12 protein-coding genes are annotated in these 12,136 nt (G+C 64.1%); all 12 read right to left on the reverse strand.

From position 1 onward, the window contains the following. Positions 1 to 273 precede the first annotated feature (273 nt). The 12 genes from HEQ16_03980 to HEQ16_04035 all read right to left on the reverse strand — a co-directional run bounded on the left by HEQ16_03980 (position 274) and on the right by HEQ16_04035 (position 12,136). Entirely contained in the window at positions 274 to 1,965 is a 1,692-nt protein-coding gene (locus HEQ16_03980) for an IS66 family transposase (protein MCO4053215.1), read from the reverse strand. Positions 1,966 to 2,041: 76 nt separating this feature from the next. Continuing rightward, positions 2,042 to 2,386: an IS66 family insertion sequence element accessory protein TnpB gene (gene tnpB, locus HEQ16_03985; GenBank protein MCO4053216.1), complete on the reverse strand. Its 345-nt coding sequence runs from the start codon at positions 2,384 to 2,386 to the stop codon at positions 2,042 to 2,044. Continuing rightward, a complete protein-coding gene (locus HEQ16_03990; GenBank protein MCO4053217.1) occupies positions 2,383 to 2,766 on the reverse strand; it encodes a transposase in 384 nt (127 codons plus the stop codon). Before HEQ16_03990 ends, tnpB begins: the two co-directional genes overlap by 4 nt. A gap of 36 nt (positions 2,767 to 2,802) precedes the next feature. Beyond that, a complete protein-coding gene (locus tag HEQ16_03995) occupies positions 2,803 to 3,150 on the reverse strand; it encodes a hypothetical protein (protein ID MCO4053218.1) in 348 nt (115 codons plus the stop codon). A 164-nt stretch (positions 3,151 to 3,314) separates the two neighbouring features. Then, entirely contained in the window at positions 3,315 to 4,280 is a 966-nt protein-coding gene (locus tag HEQ16_04000; protein ID MCO4053219.1) for a dipeptide ABC transporter ATP-binding protein, read from the reverse strand. Further along, the gene (locus tag HEQ16_04005) at positions 4,277 to 5,260 is read right to left on the reverse strand and encodes an ABC transporter ATP-binding protein (protein MCO4053220.1); all 984 of its coding nucleotides are present in this window, start codon (positions 5,258 to 5,260) and stop codon (positions 4,277 to 4,279) included. Before HEQ16_04005 ends, HEQ16_04000 begins: the two co-directional genes overlap by 4 nt. Further along, positions 5,260 to 6,141: an ABC transporter permease gene (locus HEQ16_04010; GenBank protein MCO4053221.1), complete on the reverse strand. Its 882-nt coding sequence runs from the start codon at positions 6,139 to 6,141 to the stop codon at positions 5,260 to 5,262. The genes HEQ16_04005 and HEQ16_04010 overlap by 1 nt, the downstream gene beginning before the upstream one ends. Continuing rightward, entirely contained in the window at positions 6,134 to 7,078 is a 945-nt protein-coding gene (locus tag HEQ16_04015) for an ABC transporter permease (GenBank protein ID MCO4053222.1), read from the reverse strand. Before HEQ16_04015 ends, HEQ16_04010 begins: the two co-directional genes overlap by 8 nt. Before the next feature lie 24 nt (positions 7,079 to 7,102). Further along, positions 7,103 to 8,653: an ABC transporter substrate-binding protein gene (locus tag HEQ16_04020; protein ID MCO4053223.1), complete on the reverse strand. Its 1,551-nt coding sequence runs from the start codon at positions 8,651 to 8,653 to the stop codon at positions 7,103 to 7,105. A gap of 35 nt (positions 8,654 to 8,688) precedes the next feature. Beyond that, positions 8,689 to 9,438 (reverse strand): aldolase, encoded by a 750-nt coding sequence (locus tag HEQ16_04025; GenBank protein MCO4053224.1) that lies wholly within the window; start codon positions 9,436 to 9,438, stop codon positions 8,689 to 8,691. 26 nt (positions 9,439 to 9,464) lie between these two features. Continuing rightward, a complete protein-coding gene (locus HEQ16_04030) occupies positions 9,465 to 10,640 on the reverse strand; it encodes a mandelate racemase/muconate lactonizing enzyme family protein (GenBank protein ID MCO4053225.1) in 1,176 nt (391 codons plus the stop codon). Beyond that, complete coding sequence (locus tag HEQ16_04035) at positions 10,637 to 12,136, reverse strand: M81 family metallopeptidase (protein ID MCO4053226.1); 1,500 nt, start codon at positions 12,134 to 12,136, stop codon at positions 10,637 to 10,639. Before HEQ16_04035 ends, HEQ16_04030 begins: the two co-directional genes overlap by 4 nt.

Genomic DNA, 12,136 nt, shown 5'->3' on the forward strand with positions numbered 1-12,136 from the left:
GGCGCGGAGCCATCCTAGAAGCTCAGGAAGGTTCAGGCCGCGACATAGTGTCTGTTCGTGCCGCTGCCTCTAGCCGATTAAAAACCTGTTTTCGAAGGGCAATGCTGGTCTGGGTTCGCGCACTGGAACCCCCGACCGCCTGATCATTTGCACCGCAAGCACTGCCAGTTCGTGCGCCGTGCAGTCCAGGGCTTGGACCGTGGCAACCTTGAAGCCGCCCACATAGTGGTAGCGCGCCTTGATATAGTTGTTCTGGGAGTCGATCGTAAGCGGTTAGCTGAGGGCGTTTGACCTGAAGTTCCAGGGCATGAGGGCGTCGATTTTGGATGCGGGCCATCCTTGGGCGATATGCGCGAGGGTTTGCGACAGCCAGTCGAGAGGATCGACATTGTTCATCCTGGCGGTTTGCAGAAGCGTTCCCAGTGTAGCCCAGGTCCTGCCACCGCCTTCACTTCCGGCAAAGAGGCTGTTCTTTCGCGTAATGGTTTGGGGCCTGATGGCCCGTTCGACGATGTTGGAGTCGATTTCAATGCGACCGTCGGAGAGGAACCGTTCGAGTGCTTCACGGCGGGCGAGCGCATAGCGGATTGCTTCCGCCGTCTTGGACTTGCCGGAGACCTTGCCGAGCTCCCGTTCCCAAAGATCGAAGAGGCGCGCGACGACAGGCGCAGACTTTTCCTGCCGGAGCTTCGCGCGGGTGTCTGCATTCCGGCCGCGCACGTCATCTTCGACCCTCCACAGCTCGGTCATGGCCATGACGCTGTCCGTGGCAGCCTGCGAGACGCCGCTGATGTGCAGATCGTAGAACCTGCGCCTGAGATGCGCCCAGCATCCGGCAAGCCTCATCGTTTCTGTGCTGCCGGTTTTGGCCTGGCTTTTGGCGTGGCTCTTGGCCTGGCTCTTGGCCTGGCTCTTGGCCTGGCTCTTGGCCTGGCTCTTGGCAAGGCTGCTATAGGCCACGTATCCATCGACCTGCAGGATGCCGTTGTACCCGGACAGATGACGGGCCACACATTCAGCGCCTCTGCCGTCTTCGAAGCGATAGGCCACCATTGGCGGACTGGTGCCGCCATAGGGGCGATCATCGCGCGCGTAGGCCCATAACCAGGCCTTGGTTGCTTTCCCCGATCCGGGAGCCAGAGTGGGCAAGCTCGTTTCGTCGGCAAAGATCCGCTCACCCTCCTTGATCTTTTCGAGGATGTAATCGGCCAGTATCTGCAGTTCAAACCCAAGATGGCCCATCCATTGGGCCATCAGGGATCGGCTGATCTCGACCCCGTCGCGCAGGTAGATCGCCTCCTGACGGTAAAGCGGAAGACCGTCGGCATATTTGGAGACCGCGATAAAGGCGAGCAGCCGTTCCGTTGGCAATCCGGCTTCGATGATGTGTGCCGGTGCGAGCGCCTGGATCACGCCGTCATGGCCACGGAAGGCATATTTGGGACGGCGCGTCACGATGACCCTGAACTTCGGCGGAATGACATCGAGCCGTTCGGAACGGTCTTCGCTGATCAGCACCTTCTCCAGGCCCTCATATCCAGCGGGGAGTTCCGGCTCGATGACCTCCTCGATGCGCTCAAGATGCGCAGCAAAGCCTTTGCGCGGGCGTGGAGCGCGTTTCGGCTTGTCCCTGGCGCCCCGGTCGAGTTCGCTCTGGACGCTCGAAAGGCCGGTCTCCACCTCCTCGAAGGCAAAGGCAATCTGCTCGTCGTCGAGGACCCCAGGACCACCGGCGCGGAGCCGTTCAGAGCGCTTGCCATGTTGCGCGCGCTGCAAGACCTTCATGATCAGCGTCAGGTTGGCAATCCGCTCGTTGGCGCTCTGTTCGATCGCCTCCAGCCGGGCGATTTCAGCCTCCGCGGCTCTTAATCGAACATCCCCTTGCGCCTGCGCACGCGCCAGGGCGAGCACCATCGCCTTGAGCGCATCCACGTCGTCCGGCAAGGTGTTCAGGGGTAAATCCATGGGTGCAAATAGAGCACAAAACCGCTCACTTTCCCAATGATTACAGCAGCATGATTCATCTTGCCGCAGATCGACATCATCCCGTCAGCAAGGGTCGCCGCACCTTTGTCGGACGGATCTTCTTCCAGTCCATCCCGGCCAGAAGAGCCATCAGCTGCGAATGGTCCAGGCGAATGCGAGCCGCCGATAGGGCAGGCCAGCAAAAGCCTTGCTCCTCAAGCGTCTTCGAATAGAGACAAACGCCGCTGCCATCCCACCACACGATCCGAACACGGTCCGCACGTTTCGACCGAAACACGTAAAGCGCGCCGTTGAACGGGTCGAGGCCGCCATCCCGGACAAGCACCATCAGGGATGCGGCACCTTTACGAAAGTCGACGGGCTGGCACGACACGTAAACGACGACACCCAGGCCAATCATGCTTTGCGCACCGCCCTCAGTATCACGGTCAGATGATCCGCATCGATGTCGCCGCCAACACGGACAACCGTATCCCGAATGACAATCTCCACAGCCCAGTTGCCAGCCGCCTCGACGCGCGCAAACTTCACCTCATCGTGCGCAACGGGCATGGCTTTGACCGCCCCGGATGCCCGGGCCTGTCGCCGCCATCCATAAAGCTGCGAAGGGTCAACCCCGGCAGAACGCGCAATCGCCGAAACATTCGCACCAGGCAACAGCGTCTGGGAAATCAGTCGTGCCTTCTCGTCGACCGACCAATCACGTAGCCTGCGCCTCGTCCGCACCGGCGCTGCCGTCAAAACCTCAAAAACTCGATCTTGATTCATACTCTCGCTCATAGGATTCCCCACATGATTCACCGGGAAAATGAGCGATCAGAACACCAAAAGATACGTGGGGTTGCCTACACGCTTACAGTCGATCAGTGCCAGCACATTAAGGTCGTCTTGCTCGCTCAAACCGAGTCCTGCCGCATTGCACGCCTCGGCTAACTTCACGAAGCTATGGCTCAAAACGCGCAACTGGGAGCCCGTCCGGCCCGCCGAGATCAGGGCTGCTTTCATGTAGAGCTCGATACAATGGTAATACAGATAGCGGATCGGATCGCCTGCCCAACCACCGACGCCTTTCAGCTCACGTGCAAGCACCTGCGCTCCGACGCGATAGGCCTCGGCCTTGTTTATGAAACCGACCGGAGCGGTTGAGCTGAACGATTCGCCCATGTCGCCCTCTGGAGATGATGTATTATTCTAGCACCAATACAGTCGGCAATTCCGGAGATTTCTTGCAGACTTGCGACTAGGGAGCCGAGTTCAATTATTTTGTCAATGGCGGTGCAATTTCCGGCCAGCGGGGCGGCGGGCCGACTGCGGCAGGCGCCGGATCTTCAGGCGAGGTGACAAGCCGTCGCCTGGCTGGAGCCGAACGATCGCAGAACAGGCTCTTCCGCGCTGCAGCGCGGCTGAGCGACAGGGCAACGAGTGTGGAAACGGCAACCCGTCGGCGGATCGAAGGGGCTCGGCGGATCGCCCATCAGGCGGAGGCGCTTTACCTTGTGGTCCGGATCTGGATGAGGCACGGCTGAGAGCAACGCCTTGGTGTAAGGATGGCGGGGCGCCGCGAACAGGACTTCGGCCTGGCCAATCTCGACGATCTTGCCCAGATACATCACCGCCACCCGATCGGCGATCTGCCAGACGATTCCGAGGTTGTGCGAGATGAACAGATAGGTCAGGCCAAGCCTGCGCTGCAGGTCTTGCATCAGGTTTATGATCTGCGCCTGGATCGACACGTCAAGGGCTGAAACCGGCTCGTCGCAGACGATGAACCCTGGCTCCAGCGCCAGCGCGCGCGCGATGCCGATGCGCTGGCGCTGCCCGCCTGAGAATTCATGCGGATAGCGCTTGGCATGGTCGGGCGACAGGCCGACCAGTTCGAGCAGCTCGCCGACGCGTCTGCGTCGGGAGCCGCTGTCGCCGACGCCATGAATGACGAGCGGTTCCGCGATGATCGCGCCGACTGACATCCTGGGGTTCAGCGAACCGAACGGATCCTGGAAGATGATCTGCATCTCGCGCCGCTTCATCCGCATTGCGGCAGGCGCGAGCTTCGCCAGATCGTCGCCATGGTGGAGCACTTCGCCAGCGGTCGGCTCGATGAGGCCGAGGAGCAATCGACCGGTGGTCGACTTTCCGCAGCCGGATTCGCCGACCAGTGCGAAGGTCTCGCCTTTCCGGATCGAAAGCGAGACGCCGTCGACGGCGCGCAACACGGGACCAGATCCGAACGTGCGGCGCGCATGGAAATGCTTGCACAGGTTCCGCACCTCGATCAGTGGACCCTCGCTCTTCATGCTGCGCCCGCCCCGGCGGCATGCAAAAGGCAGGCGACGTTCCGCTCCGCCCCCAGCCTGATGGCGGGCGGGATGCCGGCTGCGCAGGCCGGGTGCGCCTCCGCGCAGCGTGGCGCGAAGCGGCAGCCTGGCGGCATGGCGGCCGCCTGCGGGACGCTGCCTGCAATTGCCTGCAAAGGCGTGCGTGGCCCATCCATCACCGGCATCGAGGCCACCAGCCCTCTGGTGTAGGGGTGGGCCGGAGAACGGAACAGGTCGCGCACGGGCGCAGACTCGACCACGCGTCCGGCATACATCACCAGCGCACGCCGGGCGAACTGTGCGACGACGCCGAGATCATGGGTGATCAAGAGGACGGCCATGCCGAGCTCGTGCTGCAGCCCGCCAAGCAGATCGAGGATCTGTGCCTGGATCGTGACGTCGAGGGCCGTCGTCGGCTCATCGGCGATCAGAAGCTTCGGACGGCAGGCCAGCGCCATGGCGATCATCACGCGCTGGCGCATGCCTCCGGAGAGCTGGTGAGGGTATTCGTCGAGGCGTCGCCGCGCATCCGGGATCTCGACCATGTCCAGCAACTCGAGCGCCGCCAGCCGAGCGGCCCTCCGGTCCAAGCCGCGGTGCTGGCGCAGCGGCTCCATGATCTGGTCGCCGATCGGGAAGACCGGGTTCAAGGACGACATGGGCTCCTGGAAGATCATGGAGATCGAAGCGCCGCGCAGGCGGGCCATGGCGCTTTCGGACTCGGCAAGCAGGTCGCGCCCTTCAAAGACGATGGCTCCGCCGGCGATACGCCCTGGCCTTGCGATGAGGCGAAGGATGGAGAGCGCCGTGAGGGATTTCCCGCTGCCGCTCTCACCCACGATGCCGAGCACTTCGCCTGCCGCCAAGTCGAAGCTGACGCCATCGACCGCGGACGCAGGGCCCGCGCGGGTCGGGAAGGTGACGGTGAGATCCCGTACGGACAGGAGGGGCTTGTCCATCACCGGGCTCCGTGCTTCAGCCGCGGATCAAGAACGTCCCTAAGTCCATCTCCCATCAGGTTGAGGCCGAGCACCGTCGCCATGATCGCGATGCCCGGCCAGATCGTGATCCAGGGCGCCTCCGCGATGTAGTTGCGCCCGTCGGCGATAATGTTTCCGAAGGTCGGGGTCGGAGGGGGCGGCCCAACGCCGATGAAGCTCAGAACGGCTTCGGCCAAGATCGACAGCGCAAAGATGAAGGTGAGCTGGACCAGCAGCGGCGCCATGCAGTTCGCCAGAATGTGCCGGAACAGGATGCGCACATGGCCGGCCCCCAGGGCCCGCGCCGCCTCGACATACTCGGCCTCCCGCACCACCAGAACCGAAGCGCGGACGATGCGGGCGGTGCGCGGCGTGTAGGCCACGGTGAGCGCAATCACTGCGTTCAGCAGCGATGGCCCGAGCACCGCACCCACGGCGATGGCGAGAAGGATCGGCGGAAACGCCATGAAGCCATCCATGATCCTCATGATCAGATTGTCGAGACTGCGGACATAGCCCGATACCGCGCCGATCAGCGTTCCGAAAACGCCGGTCAGCAGGACCACAAGCAAGCCGATGAACAGCGAGACGCGGCTGCCATGCAGCACGCGGGAGAGGATGTCGCGGCCGAAGCTGTCCGTGCCGAAAAGATGCGCGGCGTTCGGCTGGCCAAGCCGGTAGCGGAAATTGTTCTTGAGCGGGTCGAAGGGCGCGATGAGGTCGGCCGAGAGCGCGACCGCGACTACGGAGAGGAAAAGCAGGCCCCCAACCAGAAAGGAGCGGTTTGCCAGAAAGCGCCGGGCGAGCGCGAAGCGCTGAGCCTCTTCCAGTCCGTCGATCACCACCCGTCCGTCAGCCATAGCGCACCCGCGGATCCGCCCAGGCGTACAGCAGGTCGACGATGATGTTGACGGTCACATAAATGAAAGCGAGCAGCAGCAGCCCGCCCTGGATAACCGGGTAATCGCGCCTGAGAACTGCGCCGATGATCAGCCGGCCGACGCCTGGCAGCGAAAACACCTGCTCGATGACGATTGCTCCGCCGAGCAGCACGCCGATGATGACGCCGGTGACGGTGATGACCGGTATCAGCGCGTTGGCGAAGGCATGCTTGCCCACCACCTTCCACGCCGGCACGCCCTTGGCGCGCGCGGTGCGCACGTAATCCTGGCTGAGGACTTCCAGCATGCTCGACCGCGTGATGCGGGCGATCAAGCCGATCTGCGTCACCCCGAGGGTGAAGGCGGGCAGGGCCATGGACCGGGCCCAGCCCGCGACGCTCTCCGTGATCGGCACGAACCCGCCTGTGGGCAGCCAGCCGAGAGCGACCGCGAAGATGTAGATCCCGACGAGGCCGAGCCAGAAGTCGGGAATCGACAGACCGACGAGCGCGAGCACCATCAGCGACTGGTCGGCCCAGGTCCCATGCTTGACCGCGGCGAAGACGCCGGCCGCCACCCCCAGCGTCACCGCGATGACGAGCGCCAGGAGGGTGAGCGAAAGCGTCAGCGGAAGCCGCTCCAGGATCGCTTCGGCAACGCCCCTGTTGAGCAGGAACGACTGGCCAAGATCGCCATGCAGCAGATTGCCGTACCAGGCCAGCATCTGCTGATGCCAGGGCTGGTCCAGGTTGAGCCGCTTTCGGATGCGCTGCAGCTCCTCGATCGACGCGCCGGGATCGGCCAACTGGGACGCGACATCGCCTGGCACGAGCCAGATCAGCGCGAAGGTGACAAGGCTGACGAAGAAGAGAACCAGGGCGGCGCTCGCAATCCGGTGCAGCAGGAAGCCAAGCATGGTCTGCGCCGCCCTTCCGTCCGCTCACTCAACCCAGAGGTCCCACATCCGCGGGATGCGGTAGGGCTTGTAGTTCTTCACGTTCGCGCGGGAGGCCTGGAAGATGCCGACCTCGCCGACCTTGATGGCGTAGGCCTGGTCGATCATCTGCTTCTGGAACTTGCCGAAAGCCGCCTGCCGTTCCTTCAGATCGAGTGCGCTGTTCAGGGTGCTGTTGGCCGCGTCGATGACCGGATCCTGAACCTGCATCCGCGCATTGGCGCCGGCGAAGAAGCTGACGACGTTGTAGGGCCCCTCGTAGGGTTCGATGCCCATCATCAGCGGCCAGGCGTTCCAGCCTTCCTTCTTGGTGGTGCTCGACAAAGCTGTCGGCCAGTCGACGACGCGAACATTCACCTTCATGCCGATCGCCTTGAGCTGCTCGCCGATGGTGACAGCGGTGTCGTTGTGGTTCTTGAAGCTGGAGTCTGTCAGGATCAGCAGCTCCTCGCCCTTGTAGCCTGCCTCTTGCAGCAGCTGCCTCGCCCGGGCCTGGTTCTTCTGGTTGTAGGCTTCCTTGCCCAGATCGCCCTGGAAGTAGGGTGTGTTCGGGTATTGCCAGCCGTGCAGCAGCCGGTAGGACCCGTCTGTCGAGATTGCCATCACCTCTTCGGAATCGATCGCGGCCTGGATCGCCTGGCGCACCTTGGCGTTGTTGGTCGGAGGCTGCGAAGCGTTGAAGATGAACATCTGGAACGCCCAGGGCACCATCTCGTGCATCGTGACGGTGCGGTCGTTTGCGAGCCGCTTGGCAGACGGCGTCGGGATCTGCTCCAGCACATGAAACTCGCCGGACTGCAGCCCGGCCGTGCGGGCCCCGCCCTCCGGCACGAAGCGGATCGTGATGTTGTCGACATAGGCGGTCTTCTTGCCGCCGAAACCGTCACGCGGATTGCCGACAGGGCTTTGCATATAGCCGTCGAACCGCTTCAGCTTCACGTGGCTGTCCGGCCGGAATTCGACGAACTGGAACGGACCGGTGCCGATGATCTCGATCTTGTTGGCCTCCTTGCCGGCCTCTTCGGCAGGGATCACGACGGCTGGCGCGCGGGGCGAAGAGAGCTGCTCGAGGAACCCGGGCACGGGGTTGTTGAGCGTGATGACAAGCGTCCGGGCATCGGGCGTCGCCATTTCCTTCACCGGCCTCATGAAGGGGCTGCCGCCCACTTTGGCGTAGCGCTCGAGAGACGCCCTGGCGTCGGCGGACGTCATCATCTTGCCGTTGTGGAAACGCGCCTCACGAAGCGTGAAGCTGTAGGTGAGGCCATCGGGCGAAACGGTCCAGGCGGTAGCGAGGTCGCCGACGACATTGGCGTTCTCGTCGCGGGTGATCAGCATCTCCCAGACATGCAAGGCGATGTTGCGGGTGGCCTGCGCGGTTGTCGTCATGCCGTCCATGGTGGGCGGCTGCGCCTGCTGCGCCATCACGATGTCCCCGCCCTTCTTCTGGGCGCGCGCCTCATTGACGGCATATGGTGCGGCGGCAAGGATCGCGAGCGTCGCGCCCGCCAGAGTGAGAGTGCGGCGTGTGGTCATGTCGGATTTCCTCCCCGTGGTATGGTTGGACAACATCAGCTCGCGTAGTCCGGTTCCTCCCGGTCGAGCAGACGCTTGTAGGCGGCGAACTCCAGGTCGGCGTCCCAGACGTCCCTGAAGTCTCCGTAGTGGTGCTTCCGCATCGTGTCGGGCAGCTGCTTCAGCGGTCCGCCGAAACCGCGCGCCAGGCATTGCCACATGGCCGAGCGCTCGACCGCCGAGAGCTCGCAGAAGGCGCTTGCAACATCGCGGCCAACCGTGGTGAGCCCATGGCTCGCCATGACCAGCGTGGTCTTTTTTCCGAGCAGGCGGGCGATCCGGTCGCCCTCGTTGTCATCAAGCACGGATCCGTTCATTTCGTCGTCGTAGGCGATGCGGTCATTCAGGGTCAGATCGTTGTTGTGGCTCATGGCCAGCCTGCCGCCCTCGATGAGCGAGAGCGCCGTCGCGTAGGGAGGATGGACATGCAGCACCACCTGCGCCTGCGGGTGCATCAGATGGATGCGGCTGTGGATGAAGTGGGCGACCTTGCGCAGTTCGCCCTTGCCGGAAAGGACATTGCCCTCGAGATCGCAGACGATCAGGTCGCTCGCCTTCAGCTCGTTGAAGAGCAGGCCGCGCGGGTTGATCATCATCAGCTCCGTGCCGGGGATCATCGCGCTGTTGTGGTTGCCGATCCCCTCGTTCCACCTCTCCCGGGCCGACAGGCGGAATGTGGCGGCGAGATCGCAACGCAGCGCCCACTCGGCCGCCTCGCTGTGCCTGAACTTGTGGACCTGGGCCATGTCTTGATGTCTCCGGTCTATGCGCTTCAGATTGCGGGAGTTCGGTAGAGGACCTTGCCGCTGACCTTGATCTCGATGTCGAGCAGATGCTTCCGCACGCCTGCAGGTTCGATCTCGAGGCCGAGCCCTGGCGATTCGGGGGCGCGGATGTCCCCTTGGCTGTCCCGCATGATGCGGCTCGCCATGTAAGCCTCGACGACCGGCTTGGGTGCGGCGGGATACTCGCAGATTACATGGTCCTTCAGCCCCGCATAGGGTTGCAGTGACGCCGACAGGGCCAGATGCGACGTGAAGGTGTGATTCACATAGGTCACGCCGCGTTCGGCCGCATAGTCCGCCACCCACTTCGCCGGACCTATGCCACCGATGCGGCCGCAGTCGATCTGGATATAGCCGACCTTGCCATAGTCGATGAGATGTCGCGCCATGTGCGTGTCGTGGGCGCCCTCTCCGCCGGCCAGCTTGACCCGGCCGCTGCGCTCCGCGAGCGCACCGTAGGCGCCGTATGCGGCGGCCTGGAACGGCTCCTCCAGCCAGACCGCGCCGGCCTCGGCAAGCGCAGGCAGGCGTTCCGCCGCGCGGTCGACATCCTCGATGAAGATCTGGCCGACATCGACAAGCAAGATGCCGTCTTGCCCGAGGCCTTCGCGCGCCGCATGGAAATGGTCCGCGTCGTCATGTGCCGAGCCGCGTCCGATCGGCCCCCAACCGAACTTGGCGGCGCGGAATCCCTGCTTGCGCGAGAGCTGCCCGATCTCCAGCGTCTGCTGGGGCGTGTCCCCGAAAAGCCGCGAGGCATAGGGCGTCTTGGCATGACTCCGCTTGTAGCCGAGGAGGGACCAGACCGGCTCGCCTTTGGCGCGGCCGAGCAGATCCCACATGGCCATCTCGACTCCCGACATCGTGTGCGCGGCCTGCAGGAGGTCCATGCTGTCGTAGGCCACCCGCGCGGACATGCGGGCTATGTCCGCTGGGCTGTCTAGGCGCTCGCCGAGCACCGAGGCTCCGACCGGCCGGCAGACGCCATGGGACATGGGACAGACGAAGGCGGCGATCGAGGGCAGCGGCGCGGCCTCGCATTCGCCCCAGCCCTCGCGGCCGCCGCCGGACACGCGCACCAGCAGCGCATCCTGGCTGCCGTCGGCCTCGGTCGTGACTTCCGGCATCGAGACATAGAAGAAATCGACGGCCTCGATCTTCATGCCCGTCTCTCCCCGCCATGCCACGTCACCACGGGCCTGAAGTCGATGTCGGGATCGAGCGGATAGACCGGCCGTCTGCAGATGGCATGCCCGAGGCTCAGCAGATCGGCGCTGGTCGATCCCGGCGCATCGATGTTGAAGTTCTTGACAACCCACTCGTCGTACATGTGGTGCTCCGTATGCGGCGACTTCACGACGGTCAGGTCGTAGTCACGAGGATCGCAGCCGTTCGCGTAATAGACCGCGCGGTCGAACAGGAAGCAGGGCTCGCTGATCACCACGATCGTGAAGTTGGCCATGGCGAGCACGGCGGTCAGGCCGGCGTTGAGGGGCGCGCGCATGGTCTCCAGCCGCGTGCGTCCGCTCGACAGGCTTTCGACCGTGGCCGTGACCTTCAGCGGCGTGAAGCGGCCGGGATCCCGCTCGCCGCCGAGCGTCAGCGTCACCCTTGCGCCGATGCCGGCGGCGGCGGCGGCCTTCGCGGCGGCGGAGTCGACGATCTGGAGCAGCACGCGCCCTGTATAATTCGCCTTGATGAGCGCCTTGAGGATCGCATTGGAATCGCCGGTCGCTCCCGACGAGGTGGCGTCGGCGGCGTCGGTGAAGATCACCGGCCCGGCCATGGTGCGCGCCTGGGCGATCGCCTTGTCCAGCTCGATGAGCTTGCCCTGCATGCGGTGGCGCTGGCTCCAGAAATCGCGCGCCAGCTGCTCGACGGCTCGCTCCGTCGCGGCGTTCTTCTTTTCGACGCAGATCAGCGCCTGCGTGCAGAGTTCGGGCACGTCGGTGAAGGGATTGCCGATCATGACGCCCGCGCCCAGCGCCTGGTCCTCGTGCTCCAGCCTGCGGGCCTCGCGCAGGATGTCGCCGTAGCAGCCCGATTTGGTGACCAGCTCGTCGCCGCGGACCAGAGCAGGGATGACTACGCGGGCTATCGCCGGCCGCAGTTTCTCGTCGATGATCCGCATCAGCAGCGTCGCCGCCCGCTCGCCGGTGTCCGCGAAATCGACGTGGGGATAGGTGTGGTAGATGGCGAAGCCGTCGATCTGCGCCAGCATGCGCTCCGTGAGGATGCCGTGCAGGTCGAGGGAGATCACGATCGGGACCTCCGGCCCGACGAGCCGGCGCGTCTCCTGCAGGAGCCATCCCTCCGGATCGAGTTCTCCGACCGCGCCCATGGCGCCATGGAGCGAGAAGAACACGGCGTCGGCCTGCTCCGCCATCTTGGCAATCGCAGCGACCATGTCGCGCGAGAGCTTCTTCCAGCCATCCGCGGCGAGAATGCCGGCGCTCGGCGCCGTCGCCGAAATGGTCGGCAGCAGGGTTGCGTCGGCACGGCGATCGAACACCGACAGCGCGCCGCCGATCGCGGTGTTGAGGCCGCGCTGCTCCAGGAGCTGCTCCCCGTGCCGGATGCGAAAATCCGAATAGGCCGACTGCAACGGGTTGAAAGAGGATATCTCCTGCATGCATTCGGCGATCAGGATGCGTGGCAT

The organism is Bosea sp. (in: a-proteobacteria) (genome assembly GCA_023910605.1).
Lineage (GTDB): Bacteria > Pseudomonadota > Alphaproteobacteria > Rhizobiales > Beijerinckiaceae > Allobosea.